Here is a 22,870-nt window from a genome sequence, read left to right on the forward strand (position 1 = left end):
GCAAAGTAAAAGGAGGCACAATGGCCACGCCCGTTGCTTTAAACAATGTCACCCACAAACACTTACGTGTTATCCCTTCCCATTCAACACAAACCAATGAATCCACCATGATTGCCCGTGTGCAGCCTTTCGAATTCAGAAGTTTGCAGCATGAATATCCTATTGTTTTTTACAAAGACGAACAGCAAGGCTTTCATGCGGTTGTCCTTTTGGGTCTGGAGCAAAATGAAAACTTATATCTCAGCGATACCGGCTGGGACGCTAAAACCGTTCCCCTGATGATAGAACGGCAACCGTTTTTAATCGGGCAGCGCCCTGCCGGTGAAAACGCAGAGCGACAAACAGTTCTGCTGGTCGATCCAGGCAGCCCTAAACTCAGTGAAATTGAAGGAGAACCCTTATTCTTAGATCACGGAGGGCACAGCGAATATTTGCAACGCATGACTGACATTCTTTGTGCGATTCAGGAGAAAGAGGAGGAAACGCAGTATTTTATCAACACGCTTGAGCGACACGAATTACTCGAAAGCTTCTTCCTTGATGTGTCACTCGCGAACGGTGAAAAACACCGGCTGACAGGTTACTACACCATCAATGAAGATAAATTGCGGGAACTGGCAGATGATGTGGTCGTAGATTTACACAAAGCAGGAATACTTCAGCTGATTCATTTCGTGATTGCCAGTCAGGCGAACTTTGCTGATCTCATCGACAGAAAGCAGGCCCGTGAGCGTGAATAGTTCACCGGCGTTACCTCACTGCGAGACTGTCACACTGCCTCCCGGCAGTCCGCTTCCGGACTGGCTATTGAACCACAGCGTACCGGTTAAATTAAATAATTACGTTGAACACTGGCCGGCTGTTGAACATAGCCGGAACAGTGACCGGTCGCTGTGCGGGCATCTTTTACAGTTTTACACCGGCGAACCCATGGGGTTTTTCTTCGCCGACCCCAGCGCCCGGGGACGTTTCTTTTACAATGAAGACATGACGGGATTTAACTTTGAAAAGGTGGCAGCTGATCTGGGCCTGTTTTTAAAGAAATTGCTTGAATCAACTGAACTGAATGCGCCTCCCGGCATGTATATCGGTGGCACGCATTTACAGCACTATTTGCCGGGCTTTAGCGCGCAAAACCCGCCGGTTCCCGTTCCATCCGGCAATGTCAGAAACGGACTTTGGGTCGGAAACCGTACTCGTGTTGCTATTCATCAGGACTTACCGCTGAATATTGCCTGTTGCGTGGCCGGGCGGCGTAAATTTACATTATTTCCGCCGTCACAAACGCCACATTTATACATTGGCCCCCTCGATTTCACACCTTCCGGACAGCCGGTAAGTCTGGTTGACCTGCATAACATCGATCATGACCGCTATCCGCTATTTAAACAGGCATTACAACATGGGCTTGTCGCAGAACTCAGCCCGGGTGATGCACTGTTTGTTCCGTCAATGTGGTGGCATGAAGTGGAAGCTCTGGCTCCGTTTAATGTGCTGGTAAACTACTGGTGGCGCACCACACCTGCATATGCTGACGCCCCCGTTCACGCTCTCCATCATGCGCTGCTCAGCATTGCCGGTTTACCTGCCAGTGAAAAGCAAATCTGGCAGGACATATTTAACCACTATGTTTTCAATGATGACGCCAACGCCTCCGATCACATCCCGCCTTCAGCCAGAGGCATACTGGGTGAAATGGATGAAGATCGCGCCCGCCAGTTAAGAAGTTTATTGCTGCAATCACTACAGCGTTAAAACTGAATTCCCCTGATCTACACCGCCTCAGAGAAAATGCACAGGTTTGCGTATTTTCACGCCTGTACGGGCGTTCTGACCTTAATCCGAACGTTCTGATTGGCATTTTCGCGCCCATGCGGAATCTTCTTAAAGCGGATTTTGGTTAACTCCTTGTTGCAAACTTGTTGAATCAAGCGCATCGACAAACCCAATGGAGCAACTCGGAGAGAACCGGTGAAAACAACAAATAAACAGAATAAGTTTACGCTTACCAAACTTGCACAGCTTATTGCCTTAAGCGGACTGGCACTGAACATGGCAGGCTGTGGTGGTCTGGATGAAGCCAGCGACGCTGATGACCATAATGGTGAAACCGTTTATGACTTTGCCCCACCTCAACCGTCAACAGGTGATGAGCAGTACAGTCTGTTGAAACAAGATCGCGAACGGTGGATGAATGCACAGGGCGAAATTGTCTCTCTCCGGGGTGTTAACCTGGGCAACTGGTTAATGATGGAAATGTGGATGCTCGACAGTGGCGAGAATCCTGTGGGTGAAGGTATTGAAGATCAGTGTACATTTGAAGCTACCCTGGATGCCCGCTTCGGGCAGGAAGAAAAAGCCCGTCTTATGGATGTATACCGCGATAATTACATCACAGATCGGGACTGGGACATCATGCAGGAAGCGGGATTCAATTTAATTCGTTTACCCTTCCCCTATCAACTTATCGAAGACGACGCGAACCCTATGACACTGCGGGATGACGCCTGGCAATATCTTGATTATGCCATCGCTGAAGCAAAGTCGCGGAATATGTGGGTTGTCCTGGATTTACACGGCGCGGCAGGCGCACAGGGATGGGAGCACCACAGTGGCTGCGCCGGTAAAAATGAGTACTGGGAAGGCGACAACGTTGAGGAAAATCAGGCCCGTACCCGCTGGCTCTGGCAACAAATCGCTACCCGTTATAAAGATGAACCGGCTGTTGCGGGTTACGGCGTATTAAATGAACCATGGGGAACTGACGCAGAAACCCTGGCTACCAATGTGACAGAGCTTTACAACGCCATCCGTGAAGTCGACCAGACCCATGTTGTCATTCTACCGGGTCACAACAGCGGCATTGATGCCTATGGCGACCCGGAAGCAGCCGGAATGACGAACGTCGCTTTTGAAATGCATTTTTATCCCGGCATCTTTGGCTGGGGAGAAATTGGCTACGACGTGCACCGCGACTGGCTTACATGCGGACAAAACGGCACGACCGGCGTGTGCGAGTGGGATGAAAAAATCCGCCAGCTCGATACCCCGTTTCTGATTGGTGAAATGCAGCCCTGGGCCGGCCTTGGCGAACTGGGTGGTCCGGTAACCCGGGCCACATTCGACCGGTATAACTCTCTCAGCTGGGCGGCGACGGCCTGGTCTTACAAAGTACTCAGCACAAATGGCGGTCAGGGCAACGGTACCTGGGGCTATGTGACCAATAAAGGCGAACGCCTGCTTGCCAAAGCGACCACCTGGACGTGCGACGACTGGAATTCCACGCTGGCTGAAGCATGCGAGACACCGGCGAAAATAGTAACGCCCACAGATACCGACCAGACGTTCTATCTGATCGTTAAATCCGGAGCGCTGGGCGGGCAACATGATGTGCAGTTCGATAATCTGCAATTGATTGCTCAGTCCGATGGTGAAGATGTACTTTCAAACGGTGCCTTTGACACTGCTGCAGACTGGATAGAATGGAGCGGCACCAATACAAGCCCTCAGGATGATAACCTCAGCGTTGAAGTGGGATATGCCAGTGGTGATGAAAACGTTCTGCGCCTTTCAGCCACAGAGGGTTTCTCAAATGGCGGTGTCTACCAGGCCGTTGAATTAAAAGGTGGCGAATCGTACCTGCTAAGCGGAACCTTTGCCGATGTGAATTCTGCTGATATGTGGGCTGAGATTTACCTGTTACCCGCACCGCCTGAAAATGGCCAGGATATCAGCGCCGCCGCCATGACTAAAATCGATCTGAATAACGATTCAAAAGAAGCCATTGAAGCTTATTTTGAAGAAATGTCCACAATCGAATACGAGATTAACCAGAGCGTATACGATGCACTCACGGCCAGTGAACCGGCCAGTATTTTCAATTTTCCTGATGCCCCGCAGTCACTGACTCTGGAGAAAACGGAAGCAGGAATGAGTCTGGTCTGGATGAATGTGAGTGATGCAACTTACAACGTTTACCGCACAACCTCCTCTGGCAGCAATTATCAATTGATTGCTGAAAATTTGGATACAGAAATGTATCTGGATGACACCACCGCAGAAGGAGTGACTTACTACTACATCGTTACCGCCAGTAACGGCGAAGAAAGTTACCCGTCAAACGAAGTCGCCACTGAAATTTTCTATGCTGATATCCCCGGCCGTATTGAAGCCGAGCACTTCAGCGGACAATCAGGCTTCCAGGTTGAAGATACGCAGGATGAAGGTGGCGGCCAGAATCTGGGCTACACCGACGCCGGTGATACCCTGACTTACAATGTTAATGTGACACAGGCTGGCGAGTACACACTTACTTTGCGGGTAGCAAGTTCAGGAGGCTCTGAAGGCATTGCATTCACAATGAACGGAAACAGCGTTGGCAGCATAGCCGTTTCAGACACCGGAGACTGGCAGAACTGGGCGACTATATCGACCACCGTCACACTGGAAGCCGGTGAACAGGAACTTCAGCTTACCGCACTTGGCGGTGCCTGGAACCTGAACTGGATGGAGTTTACAGCAAACTAAGCCCTTAGTTTGACCCTGTTGCCGGTAAGCTCCGCGCGCTTACCGGCTTTTTTATTTAACCGGGATTTTTTATTACTATGCATCGATTGCTTCTCTTCATTGCCGTAGCAGGACTTTTAGTCAGCTGCGGAAATACTTCAAACCATTCAGCACCTCAGGCCGTTGTTTCCACTGAGTGGCATCCTAACGACAAGCAGTGGTACAGCGAGCCCTGGCCGGAAGAGGCGGTGCCCCGCCGTCTTGATAATTTACCGGTGCAGGCTGTAAGCCGCACGGATGCCGAAGACCTGATCGTACTGGACCCTGAACAGCAATATCAGCGCATTTTGGGCATTGGCGCATCGCTGGAGCATTCCACCGTGTATGCAATCCGCAAAAATAAGACACAGGCAGAGCAGAAGGCACTGCTTGCTGCACTCATCGACCCGGTGAATGGCATTGGTCTGAATCTCTTCAGGATCAGCATAGGGACATCAGACTTCTCAGACGGCACTTATGCTGAAACCTCACCGGACAATGAGAAAGGCTGGTACAGTTTTCAGGATACACCGGAGAGTACGTTCTCTATTCAGCGCAATATTGAGCTTGGCATTACAGACACGCTTCAGATGGCCATAGAAACCGGGAATGAAACGCATAATCCGGTGAAACTGGTGGCCAGCCCGTGGAGCCCGCCCCGCTGGATGCGGGAGCGCAATGATATGGTACAGGGCGGTACGCTGAAACCTGAGTTTTACGAAGCTTACGCACAATATCTGCGTGAGTTCATCGAAGCTTATGCGGCTGAAGGGATCCCCATTCATGCCCTGACCTTGCAGAACGAACGGCAATTTGAACCACCCGCCTATCCGGGCATGGTACTGTCCTGGCAGCAGGAACAGGACTTGTTAATTGCTGTGTATCACAACTTCCACAATGTAAATCAGCACCATGGAGATGAACTGAACGTGAAACTGTGGACGCTTGATCATAATTTTGACTACTGGCAGCAAGCGGTTACCCAGCTTGATGACTTCCTTGAAAAAGGGCTCTATCACTACATCGACGGCACGGCATTTCACCATTACGCCGGAGACTCGTCGGCCATGGCCAGTGTTCATCAGGCGCATCCGCAAAAAGATGTTATTTTCACGGAAGGCAGTGTATGGGGTGTGGGTGATGACAATCTGAACAGGGGCTTTCAGTCAGTTATCAGGCATTTCCGGCACTGGTCTACAGCGTACATTTCCTGGGTAACTATGCTGCCGCAGAAGGTGGATGAAGCTAATCAGGGTCCCTACAACAAGCTGGGGGTCGTTGGTCCCACCATGCTCATCCAGGAAAAAGGTGACAGCAATAACTGGTACAAAACGCCTGAATACTGGCTCACCGGACAGTTTTCTAAGTTCATCCGGCGGGGGGCCGTCCGCATAGGCTCATCACCGGAGACCATCAACCATATGGAAAACGTCGCGTTTCAGAATCCCGACGGCTCTGTGGTGGCCATTGCTACCAATCCCAATGACACAGAGCAAACTTTGTCCTTCGCATTACATGACAAGGTATGGCAAATCATTGTGCCGGCGAACAGCATAGCGACAGTGAAGTGGTAGGTTTACCTGTGCAAAATCATCGTCTGCAGCTTAATCATAAGGCTAAATGTCATATCCTGAAAATTGGTCACGAGAAAACCCGTGTTGTGCTGATAGACGATGCTTTCTCAGAGCTTGCTGCCGTGCAGGACATGGCAGCAGAATTAACCTACGAACAGGAAAGCGCCACCTGGTATCCCGGCGTCCGGGCGCGTTGCCCTGATGTGTTGAGGGAAGCGTTACTGCAAATGACCACAGGGGTGATTAAGCAGGCATATCACCTTGCTGATCATGAAAAGCTGGCTGACCAGGGTTCCTGGATAAGCATTGCCAGCACGCCTGCTAAGGAACTGCATCCTTTGCAATGTGTGCCTCACTTCGACTCACAACATAAAACCGACTTCGCCATTATGCTGTATGCAGGCCGGCGCAGCTTTCAGGGAACAGGATTTTACCGGCATAATCCAACCGGTTTTGAAAATATTACGCCGGACAGATGGCCGGACTTTGAAGCAGCACGGACATCTTATACGCCAGAAACCGGTCACCGGAAACAGGACTATTTTCACCATTCAAACGATGAGTATACGTTGATGGGAAAAATAGACTACCGCCCGAACCGTTTACTCATTTATCCCGGTACATTGCTGCACTCAGGATTGATCGACGCCGGCACTGACCTGGACACTTCCCCGCTTTCCGGACGCTTAACCGTTAATATTTTCGCCGGAGTAAACTGAGCACTTATCAGGGCCCGCGTATTGTCCGGCAGGCCCTGATAATCATCCTGCTATTGTACCGGAGAGAACCACCAGGACTGACTGTCTCCGCCCGTTGCAGCGGCAGTTCTTACATTTGCGCCATTACCTGTTCCCTGAGCCTCCAGTGCTGACTGACCGGCAACAGAACATACCCTGAACGAACCGTTTGGTAGCGGTTGCAGCGCCCAGCGCTGATTATCACTTCCGAAACACGACCACTGATGTACGTTATCCGAGCCGTTATCTGCATCTAAGCAAGAACCACTGTTCTGACTGATAAATTCATACACGTTACTGCCAACTTCTACGGCCTGCCAACGCTGGTTCGCAGCGTTGAAGTTATCCCACACCTGAATATTAGCGCCGTCTGCAACAGAGACATTTGCCACATCCATGGCACGGCCACTGGCTACATTGCTGATAATGTACGTTCCGTTTGCCAGAGCGCCGCTGCCACTGCTGTTACAACTTGCCGTGGTCACATCAGGTTTTACTCCGTCGTAAAAATCCTGATGCCACGTGTGACTGGCATGCCCGTTACGCACATTGTTTTGTGCAAAGGCGATCATTGCGTCATACAGATGGACAGGTGGCGTGCCACCGTTGTTGATGTAGGCTTTCACCTGCTCATAAGCATTGTTCGTGGGGATGGTCCACAAAGTGCGGTCGTGGGACATTTTCTTAAATGACCAGGGGAAATAACCCGCCAGATTTTGCTTTGCCCAGTTGGTGATGGCCAGCAAGTTACCGTTATCTGTTTCCCCGTATTCTCCGATAATAAGAGGAATATTCAGATTATTTGTGATGTTCTCACGTCCCTGTGTATCAGCGACCGGGCCGTAATGGTGGATCTGGTAAACCAGCTTATCGTCCCATTTGTAGTTAATGCCGGTACGCGCCTGCGTATCACCGTTACTCCAGTCAATTTTTGACAGATCAGACCCCCACCAGCTGCCCTCAGCAACAATGATATGGTTGTTGTCCACTTCTCTTATGGCGTTTCGCATTGCGATAAACGAAGGGAGCAGTTCGTACTCCCGACCATCCTGCGGCACCGGCTCGTTAATCAGATCATACCCCCACACCACAGGTTCATCTTTATACCTGTTCGCAATATGACGCCAGATGGTGGCTGCAATCTGCACGTTATTGCCATCCCAGAACGTTACAGAATCGCGGGGCTGACTGGCATTGGAGTTAACATTGTCAGCATGATCACCCGGATTCTGATAGCCGGGAGCGCCGTGCATGTCGAGCAACACATACATGTCGTATTTTCTGCACCATTCAATTAACCGGTCAAAATACTCAAAGCCATTGTCACGGAGCTGATTATTCCACCAGAACAGGTTGTAATTAAACGGAACCCGTACTGAATTAAACCCCAGGCCTTTCAAATCGGCTATTGCCTGTTCATCCACGTAATTCAGGCGCCATTGATACTCAAACTCTGCAGCTTTATCAGAACTGCCCAGCGCGCCGGCAAGTTCATTGAAAAACTGTGTATGAGTACGGTAATTGAAGTCGCCCATCATCAGATAGCCTTCCCAAACCAGCCAGTTCCCCAGGTTGATACCACTCAGAAACAGTTCGTTACCCTGCTCATCAACGATTTTATTACCCTGAGTGCTGACAAAATTCGCATGGGCCATATGCGTGCTACTCAACGCGATAACCGCACCGCAGGTGGCGTGCTGTATAAATTTCTTCAGTTTGCGGGGGAAAGCCGCTGTCAGTAATGACGGACCGGATTCATGTAAAGTTGTTATTTTCATTGGATATCCTGCTTTTTATTTTATCGGGAATAACCTGCGCCAGTGCAGGCATCATGAAATTAACAACTTAGTTACAAGCATGCGTTCGACAGAGCAGCAAAATGTACAATCCGAACGTTCTGATTGCGGTTTGCTTTCAGGCAAACGTTTAATCGCAGACACAAAAAAAGGGCGCTGAGCGCCCTTTTGAATTTACCGAAAGCCGCGTTTAGTTGCGACCTTGACGGCGTGTCCAGCACAATCCTGCCAGCATCATCAGTGCAACAACAAACGTGGACGGCTCTGAAACAGTGGTGGTCACTGCGTCTGCATTCAGCGTGTAACTGAATGAACCAAAGCTGAAACCTTCATTCCCACCTACAGCCAGCGTGTACCAGCCACTTGTAAGTAATCCCGCATCCAGGTCATTAGTTCCTGCCGCAGGGACAAAAGCGTCGGTACCAGTGATATACGTTAAGCTGCTACCCCAGAAATCAGAGAAGTCACCTGCATTATCAAACAGGAAACCGGGATCTGTCGCCAGTTCGCCTGAATACAGGCTCATGCCCATTGATGTAATAAGTGTATCCAGTGAGAAGCTCAGTTCAGTGTCAGCAGATAATTCGAACGTGTAAAAATCAATTGCTGAAGTATCACCGTTTAACCAACCGCTTTCGTCACTCAGAGAGCCGCTTGCCGTACCCGGAATACTCAGGTTCATAATGGCTGCATTCGCCTGAACAGCGAGTAACATTGATGCTAAAAATACCAGTGCTTTCATGTTTATTCCTTAAAGTCTGAAAAGGGGCAGCAACGTGCCCCCGTATTGTTTTATTAAATTTTTATGCTTATTCCGGCTTACAGTGCGCCGTTTTCCCACGGGCCGGTAATCGCGAACGTGACACCCGGAGACTGGATATTCACGAATAACCAGCGGCCATAGAAACATGCACCACACCACTCACGACTGGTAAAGCTGCGGCGGGCAGAACCATCTGTGCTGGTGCCCACGCTATCGGTAAAGTTGGCTGAAACGCCGGGGTAAATGTTGTCGATAACAGCAAGATCACCCTGATCCAGCTCCATGCGATTTTCACAGAACGTGAAGGTTTCGCCGCTTTGCGTTAAGCCCACCAGACGCTTGGGATCAGAGCCACCGTCTTCACACATCAGGATGCTGCCACGGGGACTGACAGCAATATTGTCAGGACCATCGACTTCTGACGTGCTGGTAGATTCAAATACAACCGTGAGTTGCTGACGACGGGGGTCGAAACAGAAAATTTGTCCCAGACCGGCTGCGCCACCTGAAGTAGAAACGAAGTAGATTTTACCGTCGTCATACCAGCAACCCTCACCGCGAAGAATGATGGCAGCGTCGCTGGCCTGACTGAAACAGGATTCACTGAACGCGTCCGGATCAGGGATTTCCTGCCAGCTTACGTTGTAGGTTGAGCCTTCAACCAGTCCGCCACGCAGGTCAACACGTGGTGTGTTATCCAGCACCATTGCGTAAAGCGTACCGCCTGATTTCAGATCACCCCACTGGCCTGCAGGTTCGAATTTATAAAATGCCGAAGTGCCCGTGTCTTCTGTCATGTAGACAAAGCTTGTTGCCGGGTCCACTGCCACAGCTTCGTGGGTAAAGCGACCCATCTCACGGATTGGCTGACCGTCTGATACACCAAAACCCGGAACTTCGAAGATATAGCCGTGATAAATGCCCTGAGCAACCTGGAAGGTCTCTTCACAGGATAACCACGAACCCCATGGTGTGGAGCCACCAGCACAGTTACGGATTGTGCCGCCAAGGCTGTTGTAGGAAGACAGGAACTTACCATTTACTACATCAAACATCAGGTTGGTAGTACCGCCATATTGCGCCGGATTATAGATACCACGGCCGCCCACAGGGTCACATTTATGGCCTTCGCCCTCGCTTAACTCATGGTTACGAACCAGACATACAATATTTTGCTTTGCAGCAACCACTGCCATACCGTCATGGTCGGTTGGTGTCGGGTTACGGTCAGACTGGATCTGACCTGTCCAGCCGTAAGAGGTATATTCAAAGCCGTCCGGTAAAGCCAGCAACTCCAGACCTGTCGCTTTACAGGCTTTCATGCTCAGGGGGCCGTAAGAAGAAGAAAATGGCAGAGTCGCAGCCTTGGCAGAAAGCGATGCCAGTGCTGTACTGGCAGCAACAACAGAACCGCCTTTTACAAAATCACGACGGTTAACCGTCGCTTCGGACAGAATCATCCCAGTTGTTTCTTTAGACATTTTTTTGCACCTGTTCGATTGGTTTTAGAAGTAGGAACCCCGACCTCTGAAAGGGGACAACATCCGGTCTTGCGGGGAACCAATCTACTGAGCAAAAATGACACTCAGACGCCATTTTCTTGACGAGCAGGCTACATGTTCGTGACAGATTTTTTTAACTTATATTTCAGCAGCTTCCTGCGCCGCCTGTGCCCGCCGCTCTGTCATAGCAACAAGGTAAACAGATACTTCATAAAGCAACACTATGGGCGTACCCAGTGCTATCTGGGAAATTAAATCAGGTGGTGTAATAAAAGCAGCGACAAGGAATATCAGCACAATAGCGTGGCGCCGGTAGTGTCTTAAGGTTTCTGCCGTTACCATGCCGGTTTTAGCCAGGATCAACAGAAATACCGGTAACTCAAAACTCAATCCGAATGCCAGAATGAGCTTAATCACCAGCGACAGGTATTCACTGACTTTTGCTTCCAGTTCGACTCTGATGGCCTCATTACCACCTGCGGTTTCGAAACTCATAAAAAACTGCCATGCCATCGGCATCACCACGTAAAACGCAAGAGCAGCGCCGGCGATAAACAAAACCGGGGTCATAATAAACAGCGGCAAAAAACCTTTTCTTTCGTGCTGATACATACCCGGAGCAAGAAATCGCCAGACCTGGATCAGAATTAGCGGCACCGAGAAAAACAGAGCAGTAAAAAATGCCAGCTTCAGGTAAGTAAAGAATGCCTCCTGCAAGCCGGTATAAATCATTCTCCGCTCACTGCCTTCACCGAATTGCTGAAGCAATGGCTGTTGAAGGAAATGGTATATGTCAGCAGAGAAATAGTAGCCTGCGCCGAACATCACCATAAAAAACGCCAGACAGTAAAGCAGTCGGGTACGAAGCTCGATGAGGTGAGTAAGTAAAGGCGCGGTGGACTTATTGATCTGTTCGTCATTCATTGCGCTGCTCCTTCGCCTTACGCGCTACATCAGCCTGTTTGCGCGCCTCGTCAATTTTGCTCCGGCGCTTAGCATGTTGCTCTGCAGACATTGAGCCCGGCGTAAAATCTGCCGGCAGATTTCTGATATCTTCAGGCAAAAACGCTTTCCAGCTTTCGTCACCCGGTTGCGCTTTGCCGTTCACAATATTCACTTCTTTCGTAAGCTGATTCATGCTGCCCTGCATGCCGGCATACATGCGCTTCAGCTTTGCGGTAAAGCGTCCGAAAATTTGAAACAGCTCAGGTAAATCTTTGGGGCCGATGATAATAAGTGCCAGCACACCCACGAAAAAGAGCTCAGTCCAGCTAAGATCAAGCATGGGGTTGACCGGCCTTCAGCGGTTGCTCTGATCCACGATTGGACTGTGTGGATTCTGACTCTGTCTGACCGGCAGATGCTGCTGCATCCAGCTTTTGTTCTTCCTCCTGCAACCCCTGTTTGAAACTGCGGATACCAGAGGCAATATCGCCCATCAAGGCAGGAATACGGCCACGACCGAACAGTAGTACTACGATTAGCAGTACCAGTAAAATCTGCCACATATTCAATCCCATTACCCGTCTCCTTTATCAGTATGAATGTCCATGCTGTCCGGGAACTGTGACTGCCACGTGACGAAATGATGAAGATATGATGAGACCGCCGGTTGATCTCCGGGCCCTGTCCCCCGTTTAAGTATCAACGTGCTAAAAATCTGACAGCGGAGCAAATTACCAGTGAAACATTACGCGATTAACACCGAAGTGGAATGGAAGTGGGGTAACGGCAAGGCCTCAGGCAATATCCGAAAAAAATATACCGGCGAGGTTGAGTTGACCCTGAAAGGCTCAGAGGTAAAACGTGATGCATCTGAAAGTGACCCGGCTTACCTTATTGAGCAGGATGATGGCAGCGAAGTGCTTAAATCTCATAGTGAATTAAGTAAAACGACTGACTAGTTGAGATTATTTATTGAATTAATTCACCAAGTAAATTAACTTATTTGTCACAATTCCAGTGTTGTGATGAATAAGGATCCTGTCATTGAAACGGTTTATTTCTGTTGTATCGAAAAGCAGTCTGGCGCTGCTGGTTTTTGCGAGCTCTCATGCACTCAGTAACACACCGCCGCCGGTGGATGAATTTGCCGGCAAGCCCAGAGTGTTTGTTTTCACTGATATGGGCAACGAGCCGGACGATCAGATGTCCATGGTGCGCCTGCTGACCTATTCCAATGAACTGGACCTTGAAGGCCTGATTGCAACTACGTCGACCTGGCAGAAAGAAAAGCGGGAAACAGACACCATAGCCAGTATAATTTCCGCTTACGGCGAAGTACGCAGCAACCTGATGAAACATGCTGACGGTTGGCCGGAAGCAGCGTATCTGCAAAGTCTGGTGAATGTGGGTCAGCCAGGCTACGGCATGGCCAGTACAGGCAAAGGGCAATCGTCCCCGGGTTCTGAAGCGCTGATTGCCGCCGTCGATAAAAACGATCCGCGACCGGTTTGGGTAACAGTGTGGGGTGGCGCAAACACGCTGGCGCAGGCACTGATGGATGTGAAAGCGAACCGCTCAGAGTCAGAACTTAAAGCGTTTGAAAAGAAGCTTCGCGTTTACTCTATTTCTGATCAGGATGATGCTGGCCCGTGGATCCGTAAGCACTTTCCTGATGTCAGCTATATCGTAAAGCCTTCGTCTCCCGACGGCGGTGAATATGCTTACGCTACCTGGACAGGTATCGCCGGCGATGAATATTATCAAAACGGCAAAGGTGCTGACTTCACCACCGTATCGAATGAGTGGCTGGAAGAAAACATCCGTAAAAAAGGCCCGCTGGGCAAGCATTACCTGAGATATGCATTCATTATGGAAGGTGACACTCCGGCCTTTCTGGGATTAACCGCTAACGGACTGAACAGTTTCCGCAGTCCGTCCTGGGGCGGCTGGGGAGGACGCTATGTCTACCGTCAACCCTATGGAGAAACGCATTCAATCTGGACTCAGGGCGGTGACTGGTTCCCCCGTGTCACGTCTGCCGATACGGTCACAGGCAAAGACGGTGAAACTATAGTCTCTGATCATGCGACCATCTGGCGCTGGCGTGAGCAGTTTCAGCATGATTTTGCAGCCCGCATGGACTGGACTATCAAGCCCTATGAGGAAGCAAACCACCATCCTGTCGTATCGGTTAACGGGAACACAGGCACAGAGGTGATTTACGCTGATGTTAAACAGGGGGAGACGCTGGTTCTGGACGCTTCTGCCACAGAAGATCCTGACGGAAATAAACTGTCCTGGCACTGGTTCCATTATGAAGAAGCAGGCTACAGCGGCATGCCGGGCACCCCGGCTCTGGCGGCACTTTCACTGAAAAATGCCGGCAGCAAAAGCGAAGTCACCGTGACTAAAGCATGCAGAGAGATGTGGCACGATACGCCGGTACCCTGTGATAATGGCGGTGAAGCTCACGTTATTCTCGCAGTAACAGATAACGGCACACCGGCACTGACCAGCTACCGGCGAATCATCATCAAAACCAGAGAATAATAATTCTGCAACGTGGCCGCAGCTAAACTGAAAAGCTGCGGTTCGTTAATTCCAGTAAGCCCCGCGTTGCAACGTCAGTATCCGGCTCATAAGTGATAGCAAGGCGGGATGCAATGGCCTGGGTACTGCCATGACGCTCAAGCGCTTCTTTGATGGTGGCCCCCAGGTACTCGTGCAGAATGGCCGTTTCACCGTTTAAGTAGATGTGCCGCACATCAAGCATGGCCATTAGCTGCACGGCAATGTACCCGAGGACATCCCCTGCCTGGTTAATGATGGCCTGCATGGCCGGATTGCCTACATTGAGCAATTCACTGATATGGTGCAGCTTTTCAACAGGCGTTGCGCCTTTCAGCGTAATACCGGCCTGTTCAGCCTGCTCGAAAATCGCGTTATAGGTGACGTACTGCTCAGCACAACCGAGGGCGCCGCAATAGCACACAGGACCATGTTTATCGTAGGTCAAGTGGCTCACTTCCGGAGCAAGGCCATCCGGTCCGGCAATTAATCTGCCATCAACGCAAATGCCGGTGCCCAGACCATAACCCAGAAGTAATGCTATATAGCTGTCTTCAAACTGATTAAAGGCGTTGAAGTAGAATGTCGAGCACCAGGCAATGTTATACAAATGCACAGGCACACCCAGCGCTTCTTCTAACATAGATGCCAGCGGCACGTTTTGTTCATCCAGTAATTGCGACTGATAAATAATGCCGGTGTGCTGCGCTATTTTTCCCTGAGTAGCAATACATAACGATTTAAGTACATTTACTTCAATACCATGGCCGGCGCATAGTGATCCAACCAGCGCCTGCAGCTTTGCGGAGAATACAGACGGGGAAAACAGGTTTCCTTCTTTAAATGATACCTGCCATGGCTGACTCAAAGAACGGTGCACTTTTCCTGAAACATCCTGCAAGTAAGCACTTACACCTTCAATCGAAACGTACATTGCAACACTGAAGTAATGTCCCTCATTCAGTGCCAACTCTGTTGCCGGCCTGCCTGTACGATCTGAGGAGTCAGTGTCAGCCCCCGGGTTCTCACGAATAAGACCCTCTTCAGCAAGCATTCTGGTCACTTTAGTCAACGCCGGTTTACCCAAACCGGTAGCCTGCGCCAGCGCTACCCGCGAGTACGGTTGTTGACGAAGTAATGCGACGACTTTATTTTTTCCGTTCAAAAGCTGATATTTCGCTAGTGTCTATAGTTAAAACAAGGCCGTTTTCACAAGCCACGCAACAGGCGAAAAACCTGCGTAAGCCTAGAATACCTTATCCGCCGCTTTTCAAAACCGGAAATTCATATTCAGTTCATCTGATCTACGATGGCGCTGAGCATCTGTGCCTGTTTTCCCGAGAAACGGCGTACTATGATTCATATCACATAAACCGGCAATCTCTCTGTTCAACACCGTAAAGGAATTCCATGAAAAAGCGTATATCGGCTTTGCAAATTGGCACTAAACCACAGGGCACTCAGGCGACATTAGAGGCCATTCTCAGTTTTGAAAACGCTATTAAAGAAGCACAAACCGATTTAGTGGTGATGCCCGAGGCTTTGCTTGGCGGCTATCCGAAAGGAGAAATCTTCGGAACCCGTCTTGGCTACCGTTTACCGGAAGGCAGAGAATCCTTTAAGCAATATTTTGATGAAGCCATTACCGTACCGGGACCGGAAACCCATGAACTGGCAGATTTGGCGGCGCGCCTGAATACGAATCTGGTCATTGGCGTTATCGAAAAGCAGGGTTCGACGCTTTACTGTTCCTCCCTGTATTTCACGCCGGAAGATGGCCTGGCGGCAAAGCACCGCAAACTCATGCCCACCGGTACTGAACGCCTGATTTGGGGACAGGGAGACGGCTCCACCCTGCCCGCCATCAATACCTCAGCCGGGCGGATATCCGGTGCAATCTGCTGGGAAAATCACATGCCTCTGCTTCGTATGGCGCTTTATGGCAAGGGTGTCGATATCTGGTGTGCGCCCACCGTGGACGAGCGGGAGATCTGGCAATGTTCCATGCGCCATATCGCTCACGAAGGCAGAATGTTTCTGGTCAGTGCCTGTCAGGTGCAACCGTCTCCGGACGCATTAGGCATCAAGGTAGAAAACTGGGACGCACAACGCCCGTTAATTGCCGGCGGCAGTGTTATTGTGAGCCCTATGGGCGACATTCTGGCAGGGCCGCTTAAAAACGAAGAAGGTCTCATCACCGCAGACATTGACCTTGAAGATTTAAAACGCGCCCGCTACGACTTCGACGTAAACGGCCATTACGCCAGACCAGACGTGTTCAGCCTGCAGGTTGATGAATCTGAGAAAAAATCGGTGGTTTATTCAAAGTCATAAGAACAAGGCTCCGGAAAGGAGCCTTGTATATTGTATTACTAAAAAACGTTGTTTCCTGATCCTCTACTCCACTGTCACCGACTTCGCCAGGTTACGGGGCTGGTCCACGTCAGTACCTTTGATCAGCGCTACATAGTAAGAAAGCAGCTGCAAAGGCAGAGTGTACACGATGGGTGCGATGGGGGCTTCGCAGTGGGGAACGTTGATTACCCGCATGGTTTCGTCGCTGGCAAAGTGTGCATCCTTATCAGCGAATACATACATGATGCCGCCGCGCGCACGTACTTCTTCTACGTTGGATTTCAGTTTTTCCAGCAGCTCGTTGTTGGGCGCTACTACGATGACAGGCATTTCCTCGTCAATCAGTGCCAGCGGGCCGTGTTTCAGTTCACCTGAGGCGTAAGCTTCTGCGTGAATGTATGAAATCTCTTTCAGCTTCAACGCGCCTTCCATAGCAATGGGATACTGGTCGCCACGACCTAAGAACAGTGAGTGGTTCTTGTCGGCAAACTCTTCCGCTAAATCTTCAATACCTTTGGTGATCGCCAGGGTTTCTTCCAGCTTGGCTGGCAAACTGTGAAGGGCGCTGACGATGCTGCCATGATCTTTGTCTGACATGCCGCTGTGCTTACCCAGTGCCAGCGTGAGCATGAGGAAAGCGGTAAGCTGAGTCGTGAAAGCCTTGGTCGAGGCAACGCCAATTTCTGCGCCTGCGCGAGTCATAAAGGCAAGATCTGATTCCCTTACCAGCGATGAACCGGGTACGTTACAAATGGTCAGGCTGGCCATATAGCCCAGATCTTTGGCCAGACGCAGAGCGGCCAGCGTGTCGGCTGTTTCACCGGACTGAGAAATAGTCACCAGCAGGCTGTTTTCATGTACTACCGATTTGCGGTAACGGAATTCAGAAGCGATTTCGATACCACAGGATACATTCGCGTACTGTTCCAGCCAGTAGCGGGCAGTCATACCGGCATGGTAACTGGTACCACAGGCGATGATCTGCACGTGTTTAACCTTTGAGAAAATCTCATCGGCACCGTTGCCGAAAATGTCCGGTAACAGTCCTTTTTCGTCCACCCGCTGTTGCAGCGTGTTACGCACAACCGTTGGCTGCTCATGGATCTCTTTGAGCATGTAATGGCGGTAACCCGCTTTATCACCTGCATCGTGTTCGATGTTAGATTCAATGACTTCACGCTCAACCGGGTTGCCGTTAACGTCAAAAATGCTGACTTCCCGACGGGTAATTTCAGCGACATCACCTTCCTCAAGGAAGATAAAGCGGCGAGTCACAGGCAGCAGAGCCATCTGGTCTGAGGCAATAAAGTTCTCGCCCAAGCCAAGACCAATCACCAGCGGGCTGCCGGAGCGTGCCACAACTACCCGTGACGGGTCTTCACTGTCCATGATGACCGTACCGTAAGCACCGTGGAACTGCTTCACACTGTTTTGTACTGCTTCAAGCAGGCTCACGCCTTTTTGCATTTCGGCATGTACCGTGTGTGCAATGGTTTCCGTGTCGGTGTCACTGGTGAAGGTATAGCCTTGAGCTTTCAGTGATTCACGCAAGGCTTCGTAGTTTTCAATGATGCCGTTGTGTACAACGGAGATACGCTCACCGGAGCAATGGGGGTGCGCGTTACGTTCAGTTACGCCGCCATGGGTTGCCCAGCGGGTATGCGCGATACCGGTAGAACCCAACGCTTCACCGTTCGCCACAGCATCTGCCAGTTCCTGTACCTTGCCGGTACGACGGATGCGGGTAAGTTCACCGCCTGATTGTAATAACGCCACACCGGCGGAATCATAACCACGGTACTCAAGGCGCTTTAAGCCTTCCAGTAAGATTTCGACTACATTACGCTCTGCTACAGCGCCGACTATTCCACACATGGTTATTCTCCGTTTGCCGGGGCAATCATTACGGTGACGCCCTGCTGTTCAATTTGTTGTTTGATTGGTTCGCTGATGTGCTCATCGGTTATGAGTACATCAATGTCTTCCCACGCCAGTTCAAGGTTAGGCATGCGGAAGGTAAATTTCTCTGACTCAGCCAGTACCACGACTTTTGCCGCAACACCGGCCATGGCTTTGGAAAGCCCGGTCAGTTCGTTAAACGTGGTACTGCCTCTTTCGACATCCAGCCCGGACGCACCGATGAAGGCCAAATCAAAGCTGTAGGCACTGATCATTTTCTCCGCCATATTGCCCTGAAACGCCTGCGAATGTGCATCCCACGTTCCGCCGGTCATGAGTACGGTGGGTTCGTTATCTGCGATCGTTAATGCGTTGGCAGCACGCAAAGAATTGGTCATGACAACCAGCTTTTTGTGGTTAAGAAAAGGCACGACAGAAGCGGTCGTGTTACCGCTGTCGAGGATCACTTTCGCGCCGTCTGTCACCAGCGACGCAGCTTTAAGACCAATGGCTGTTTTCGCTGAAGCCGGCGTGGCTGAGGTTTCGCTGTCAGATCCTGTATCTGCCCCGGAAGACGGAAAAGGCGCAGCACCGCCAAATTCACGCAGCACTCGCTTCCCGCCGGCAAGCACGGCAAGATCTTTACGGATAGTCACCTGTGAGGTATTGAATCTGGCGGCCATCTCATCCACATGAACATGGCCGGCCTGATTCACCCATTCAACGATTTCATCGCGTCGTTGGCGGGTATTTCGCTTTTGCATTTCGAAACTTATAAATTACGACTTGAAACTAATAAAGCAGTTAAGGTTTCGATTTGCAAGATATTTTAGTTATTTCCTTTCATATTTACGTATACAGGCATGACTTTGCCCGTTTCCGCACTTTCGATGGCCAGTTCGATAAGTTTGATCACCGGTATGACCGTCTCCCCGTCTGCGGGCAATGAGGCACCGTTACTGACAGCTTCACCCAGCTGGCGGTAGAAGGTGACATATTCACCGGCAAGTGTAGGAACAGTATTCACTCCCTGCGCCGTAGCCAGTTCACCGAATGCCTCTTCCGGCTCACGGGCCCATTGCCCGCTGTCGAAAGTGAGCCCTTGCTTTAACTGATCTTCCTGAGGATCCAGCCCGAATTTCCGGAAACTTCCTTCCGTACCCTGTAATTCAAAGCGCAAAGTACGGTTAGCCTGAAACGGCGAACTGCCCAACTGTACAGTCAGGTTGTTGTAAAACAGAGTGAGGTCGAAGCTGTCGTCACTTTGTCCGCCTTCACGGGCAATCTGAACAACACCGTGGATCTGTTCCGGCACACCGAACAGTTGCAGCGCCTGGTCGATAAGATGCGGGCCTAAGTCCCAGAAGATGCCTGCACCCGGGCCGGCGTTTTCCCGCCAGCGGTCGCGGGGTTGAGGGCGGAACCGGTCAAAGCGGGAAACCAGACGCTTTACGTCGCCCACACTGCCGTCGCTGATCAGTTTTTTCAGCGTAAGAAAGTCTCCGTCAAAACGACGGTTATGAAATACGCAGAGTTTTTTCTGTTTCTGCGCTGCCAGTGCAACCAGCGCTTCCGCCTCATCACCGGATAGGGTAAAGGGCTTTTCCACCAGTACATGGCAGTCGTTCATCAGCGCCTGCCGGCTTTGCACTTCGTGATAGGTATTCGGTGTGGTGATGACAGCCAGGTCAAAGCGCTGATCAGCGAACGCCTTTCCCATTGAGGCATACACCGGCACGCCCGGTAACACGGCAGCAACGTCGTCCGGACGGGATGACACCACGCCGCTTACGGTAAATTCAGATAACTGATTTAAAAAAGGGAGATGAAATGTAGTGGCGGAAAAACCGAAGCCCACCAGAAGAGTGCGGATCATGAAAAGTCCTGTGAATCTGTCAGTGGAAGCACCTTACCTTAATCAGCCCGAAGCCACAAAGCACAATGCCCGCTGGCGGTAACAGTAAACAGCGTTTCATCGATAAACACCGTAGTTACGTAACAAAAAATGATGACAAGCGTTGTAAAACAAGGCAATAGTAAAAAGCTAATAAATAGAAGAGAACAGGCAGACGGATTGATACCGTCCTGAGGAGAAGTAGATGGCAAGCAGCAGAGAAGTAACTTTGCGTTTTCTGGCAGAACCGGGTGATCAGAATTTTGGCGGAAAAGTACACGGTGGCGCAGTTATGCGCTGGATTGACCTTGCGGCCTACGCCTGCGCAGCAGGCTGGAGTGGAAAATACTGTATTACTGCTTATGTCGGCGGGATCCGGTTTGTAAAACCTATCCTTGTAGGCAGCCTGGTAGAAGTCACAGCGAAGATTATCTATACCGGTACCACATCAATGCATCTTTCAATTGATGTCAGTGCCAGAGATCCCAAAGAACAGGATAATGCGAAGACGACACACTGTATTGTAATTATGGTGGCCGTTGATGAAAACGGAAAGCCGGCTCCGGTCCCGGAATGGAAACCGGAAACGGAACGGGATATTTATCTGCGGGATTACGCTATCCGTCTTGCCAAAATGCGTACTGACATTCACGAGGAAATGTCGAATACGCTGGCTACATTGGAATGATTACGGCGATGTAATGACCTGGCAGGCGTGAGATACTATAAATATCAGCCTGCCAGTTCAGTAAGCACTTACTTTTTTACTGGTCTGGGCCAGTTGGCAATCACACGTTGCTTGCTGCGTGCAATTGCCAGCGCTTTGTCTTCTACGTTTGACGTGATGGTTGAACCGGCACCTACCGTTGCTCCCTCGCCAATCGTAACCGGCGCCACGAGCGCTGAATTAGACCCGATAAATGCATTTTCACCGATGATCGTTTTAGATTTATTTACCCCATCGTAGTTACAGGTAATCGTACCTGCACCGATATTCGCTCCGGCCCCCACTTCAGCATCGCCAAGGTAAGTCAGGTGATTAGCTTTAGCACCTTCTCCTAACACGGCTTTCTTCATTTCCACAAAGTTACCTACTTTGGCGTTAGCTTTCATCACTGCGCCAGGGCGTAAACGGCCGAAAGGCCCTACAGTACAATTCTCGCCTACTTCCGCTTCTTCAATGATTGAATTGGCTTCAATTACCGCACCGTCAGCGACCGAACAATTCCGTAAAATACAATTCGCACCGATTTTTACGTTGCTGCCAAGCGTTACCTTGCCTTCGAAAATTACGTTAACATCTACCGCCACATCATTGCCGGTAATCACTTCGCCGCGAATATCGACACGGGCAGGATCCGCCAGCGTCACACCATCCATCATCAGCGCATGTGCCTGACGGGCCTGTAAGGCTCTTTCCAGAGCTGCCAGTTGTGCACGGTTATTTACGCCTTCCACTTCCTCAACGGCATCCGGTTGGGCAGACTGAATTTGTTTGCCTTCCGCTGCCGCCATGGCAATGACGTCTGTAAGATAATATTCGCCCTGAGCATTATTGTTGCTCAGATTACCCAGCCAGCGTTTTAAATCACTGCCCGCCATCATCATCATGCCGGTATTGATTTCTTTAATTTCACGCTGGGCATCAGTGGCATCTTTGTGCTCAACTATCGCAGTGATGTTGTTGTTCTCGCGAACAATACGCCCCATACCTGTAGGGTCGTCGAGTTCAACGGTCAGCAAAGCAAGATCGCATTCTGCTTTCACCGCAGCCAGCCGCTCCAGCGTCGCTTTCTGAATTAACGGCGCATCACCTACCAGCACCAGCACATCTTCGTTGTCTTTGATGTGAGGCACAGCCTGCTGAACCGCATGACCTGTACCCAGCTGTTCTGCCTGCAAACACCAGTTCAGATTGTTACCCGTTACCGCTGCCTGAAGCTGATCGCCGCCATGTCCGTAAACCAGATGCACAGCACTGGCATTAAGCGCCTCAACCGTATTGATTATACGCTGAACCATCGGGATCCCACCGACAGGATGGAGGACTTTAGGTAATGAGGACTTCATACGGGTGCCTTTACCGGCGGCGAGGACGACTACAGAAAAAGCCATGGATTATCCTTAAAACAATGCTGCACATAAAAATTGACGGCCTAGTGTAACCACATGCTGGTGACAAGTCAGCGACATCGTCAGTTATTTTCGCAGGGGAAGCGTTATTCTTTAGTATCGGGCGGCCCGGAATCGACGAATCCGGGTAGTAGTTTCATTGGTGAAAAGGTATACTGC

20 protein-coding genes are annotated in these 22,870 nt (G+C 50.4%); 9 read left to right on the forward strand and 11 right to left on the reverse strand.

The features are described 5' to 3' along the window. Window positions 1–20 precede the first annotated feature (20 nt). From DS731_RS20130 to DS731_RS20150, 5 genes are all read left to right on the forward strand, one after another. Complete coding sequence (locus DS731_RS20130; protein ID WP_161599191.1) at window positions 21–740, forward strand: SapC family protein; 720 nt, start codon at window positions 21–23, stop codon at window positions 738–740. Beyond that, on the forward strand, window positions 733–1,755 hold the full coding sequence (locus DS731_RS20135; RefSeq protein WP_161599192.1) for a cupin-like domain-containing protein: 1,023 nt from the start codon (window positions 733–735) through the stop codon (window positions 1,753–1,755). Before DS731_RS20130 ends, DS731_RS20135 begins: the two co-directional genes overlap by 8 nt. 216 nt (window positions 1,756–1,971) lie before the next feature. After that, entirely contained in the window at window positions 1,972–4,527 is a 2,556-nt protein-coding gene (locus DS731_RS20140) for a carbohydrate-binding protein (protein ID WP_119502995.1), read from the forward strand. Window positions 4,528–4,604: 77 nt separating this feature from the next. Beyond that, entirely contained in the window at window positions 4,605–6,119 is a 1,515-nt protein-coding gene (locus DS731_RS20145) for a glycoside hydrolase family 30 protein (protein WP_119502996.1), read from the forward strand. Further along, window positions 6,071–6,838, forward strand: coding sequence for a DUF6445 family protein (locus DS731_RS20150; protein ID WP_150154335.1), 768 nt, complete (start codon window positions 6,071–6,073; stop codon window positions 6,836–6,838). Before DS731_RS20145 ends, DS731_RS20150 begins: the two co-directional genes overlap by 49 nt. A 50-nt stretch (window positions 6,839–6,888) precedes the next feature. Here the strand turns inward: DS731_RS20150 and DS731_RS20155 are convergent, their stop codons facing one another. From DS731_RS20155 to tatA, 6 genes are all read right to left on the reverse strand, one after another. Then, window positions 6,889–8,634: a cellulase family glycosylhydrolase gene (locus tag DS731_RS20155; protein ID WP_202980681.1), complete on the reverse strand. Its 1,746-nt coding sequence runs from the start codon at window positions 8,632–8,634 to the stop codon at window positions 6,889–6,891. Between the two features lie 208 nt (window positions 8,635–8,842). Next, window positions 8,843–9,394 (reverse strand): hypothetical protein, encoded by a 552-nt coding sequence (locus tag DS731_RS20160; protein ID WP_119502998.1) that lies wholly within the window; start codon window positions 9,392–9,394, stop codon window positions 8,843–8,845. 77 nt (window positions 9,395–9,471) lie between these two features. Continuing rightward, window positions 9,472–10,896, reverse strand: a complete 1,425-nt coding sequence (locus DS731_RS20165) for an alkaline phosphatase PhoX (RefSeq protein ID WP_119502999.1) — start codon at window positions 10,894–10,896, stop codon at window positions 9,472–9,474. Window positions 10,897–11,055: 159 nt separating this feature from the next. Further along, window positions 11,056–11,841 carry a twin-arginine translocase subunit TatC gene (tatC, locus tag DS731_RS20170; RefSeq protein WP_119503000.1) on the reverse strand — a complete coding sequence of 262 codons (786 nt, stop codon included), beginning with the start codon at window positions 11,839–11,841 and terminating at the stop codon, window positions 11,056–11,058. Beyond that, window positions 11,834–12,202, reverse strand: coding sequence for a Sec-independent protein translocase subunit TatA/TatB (locus DS731_RS20175; RefSeq protein ID WP_119503001.1), 369 nt, complete (start codon window positions 12,200–12,202; stop codon window positions 11,834–11,836). The genes tatC and DS731_RS20175 overlap by 8 nt, the downstream gene beginning before the upstream one ends. Beyond that, window positions 12,195–12,437: a twin-arginine translocase TatA/TatE family subunit gene (tatA, locus tag DS731_RS20180; protein WP_119503002.1), complete on the reverse strand. Its 243-nt coding sequence runs from the start codon at window positions 12,435–12,437 to the stop codon at window positions 12,195–12,197. The genes DS731_RS20175 and tatA overlap by 8 nt, the downstream gene beginning before the upstream one ends. 162 nt (window positions 12,438–12,599) lie before the next feature. On the opposite strand from tatA, the gene DS731_RS20185 reads away from it, so the two are divergent. Together DS731_RS20185 and DS731_RS20190 are read left to right on the forward strand one after the other, a co-directional pair. Beyond that, window positions 12,600–12,821 (forward strand): DUF2945 domain-containing protein, encoded by a 222-nt coding sequence (locus DS731_RS20185; RefSeq protein WP_119503003.1) that lies wholly within the window; start codon window positions 12,600–12,602, stop codon window positions 12,819–12,821. An 85-nt stretch (window positions 12,822–12,906) separates the two neighbouring features. Next, on the forward strand, window positions 12,907–14,412 hold the full coding sequence (locus tag DS731_RS20190; protein ID WP_202980682.1) for a DUF1593 domain-containing protein: 1,506 nt from the start codon (window positions 12,907–12,909) through the stop codon (window positions 14,410–14,412). Window positions 14,413–14,434: 22 nt separating this feature from the next. Here DS731_RS20190 and DS731_RS20195 read toward each other — a convergent pair whose 3' ends face one another. Beyond that, window positions 14,435–15,595, reverse strand: coding sequence for an ROK family protein (locus DS731_RS20195; RefSeq protein ID WP_150154337.1), 1,161 nt, complete (start codon window positions 15,593–15,595; stop codon window positions 14,435–14,437). A 245-nt stretch (window positions 15,596–15,840) separates the two neighbouring features. On the opposite strand from DS731_RS20195, the gene DS731_RS20200 reads away from it, so the two are divergent. After that, complete coding sequence (locus DS731_RS20200; RefSeq protein WP_119503005.1) at window positions 15,841–16,764, forward strand: carbon-nitrogen hydrolase family protein; 924 nt, start codon at window positions 15,841–15,843, stop codon at window positions 16,762–16,764. A gap of 63 nt (window positions 16,765–16,827) precedes the next feature. Here the strand turns inward: DS731_RS20200 and glmS are convergent, their stop codons facing one another. From glmS to DS731_RS20215, 3 genes are all read right to left on the reverse strand, one after another. Next, window positions 16,828–18,660 (reverse strand): glutamine--fructose-6-phosphate transaminase (isomerizing), encoded by a 1,833-nt coding sequence (gene glmS / locus DS731_RS20205; protein WP_119503006.1) that lies wholly within the window; start codon window positions 18,658–18,660, stop codon window positions 16,828–16,830. A gap of 2 nt (window positions 18,661–18,662) precedes the next feature. Next, window positions 18,663–19,448 carry a DeoR/GlpR family DNA-binding transcription regulator gene (locus DS731_RS20210; protein ID WP_119503007.1) on the reverse strand — a complete coding sequence of 262 codons (786 nt, stop codon included), beginning with the start codon at window positions 19,446–19,448 and terminating at the stop codon, window positions 18,663–18,665. Window positions 19,449–19,513: 65 nt separating this feature from the next. Further along, the gene (locus DS731_RS20215; protein ID WP_119503008.1) at window positions 19,514–20,560 is read right to left on the reverse strand and encodes a Gfo/Idh/MocA family oxidoreductase; all 1,047 of its coding nucleotides are present in this window, start codon (window positions 20,558–20,560) and stop codon (window positions 19,514–19,516) included. 223 nt (window positions 20,561–20,783) lie between these two features. On the opposite strand from DS731_RS20215, the gene DS731_RS20220 reads away from it, so the two are divergent. Continuing rightward, complete coding sequence (locus tag DS731_RS20220; protein ID WP_119503009.1) at window positions 20,784–21,266, forward strand: acyl-CoA thioesterase; 483 nt, start codon at window positions 20,784–20,786, stop codon at window positions 21,264–21,266. 68 nt (window positions 21,267–21,334) lie between these two features. On the opposite strand, the gene glmU is transcribed toward DS731_RS20220, so the two are convergent. After that, window positions 21,335–22,693 (reverse strand): bifunctional UDP-N-acetylglucosamine diphosphorylase/glucosamine-1-phosphate N-acetyltransferase GlmU, encoded by a 1,359-nt coding sequence (glmU, locus tag DS731_RS20225; RefSeq protein ID WP_119503010.1) that lies wholly within the window; start codon window positions 22,691–22,693, stop codon window positions 21,335–21,337. Window positions 22,694–22,870: the final 177 nt, after the last annotated feature.

The organism is Alteromonas sp. RKMC-009 (assembly GCF_003584565.2).
Lineage (GTDB): Bacteria > Pseudomonadota > Gammaproteobacteria > Enterobacterales > Alteromonadaceae > Alteromonas.

Bases quoted from the DNA above. Each gene is read 5' to 3' on its own strand.
- DS731_RS20130 (WP_161599191.1), top strand. From the start codon at position 21: ATGGCCACGCCCGTTGCTTTAAACAATGTCACCCACAAACACTTACGT.
- DS731_RS20145 (WP_119502996.1), top strand. From the start codon at position 4,605: ATGCATCGATTGCTTCTCTTCATTGCCGTAGCAGGACTTTTAGTCAGC.
- DS731_RS20150 (WP_150154335.1), top strand. From the start codon at position 6,071: ATGGCAAATCATTGTGCCGGCGAACAGCATAGCGACAGTGAAGTGGTA.
- DS731_RS20155 (WP_202980681.1), bottom strand. From the start codon at position 8,634: ATGAAAATAACAACTTTACATGAATCCGGTCCGTCATTACTGACAGCG.
- DS731_RS20160 (WP_119502998.1), bottom strand. From the start codon at position 9,394: ATGAAAGCACTGGTATTTTTAGCATCAATGTTACTCGCTGTTCAGGCG.
- DS731_RS20165 (WP_119502999.1), bottom strand. From the start codon at position 10,896: ATGTCTAAAGAAACAACTGGGATGATTCTGTCCGAAGCGACGGTTAAC.
- tatC (WP_119503000.1), bottom strand. From the start codon at position 11,841: ATGAATGACGAACAGATCAATAAGTCCACCGCGCCTTTACTTACTCAC.
- DS731_RS20175 (WP_119503001.1), bottom strand. From the start codon at position 12,202: ATGCTTGATCTTAGCTGGACTGAGCTCTTTTTCGTGGGTGTGCTGGCA.
- tatA (WP_119503002.1), bottom strand. From the start codon at position 12,437: ATGGGATTGAATATGTGGCAGATTTTACTGGTACTGCTAATCGTAGTA.
- DS731_RS20200 (WP_119503005.1), top strand. From the start codon at position 15,841: ATGAAAAAGCGTATATCGGCTTTGCAAATTGGCACTAAACCACAGGGC.
- glmS (WP_119503006.1), bottom strand. From the start codon at position 18,660: ATGTGTGGAATAGTCGGCGCTGTAGCAGAGCGTAATGTAGTCGAAATC.
- DS731_RS20210 (WP_119503007.1), bottom strand. From the start codon at position 19,448: ATGCAAAAGCGAAATACCCGCCAACGACGCGATGAAATCGTTGAATGG.
- DS731_RS20215 (WP_119503008.1), bottom strand. From the start codon at position 20,560: ATGATCCGCACTCTTCTGGTGGGCTTCGGTTTTTCCGCCACTACATTT.
- DS731_RS20220 (WP_119503009.1), top strand. From the start codon at position 20,784: ATGGCAAGCAGCAGAGAAGTAACTTTGCGTTTTCTGGCAGAACCGGGT.
- glmU (WP_119503010.1), bottom strand. From the start codon at position 22,693: ATGGCTTTTTCTGTAGTCGTCCTCGCCGCCGGTAAAGGCACCCGTATG.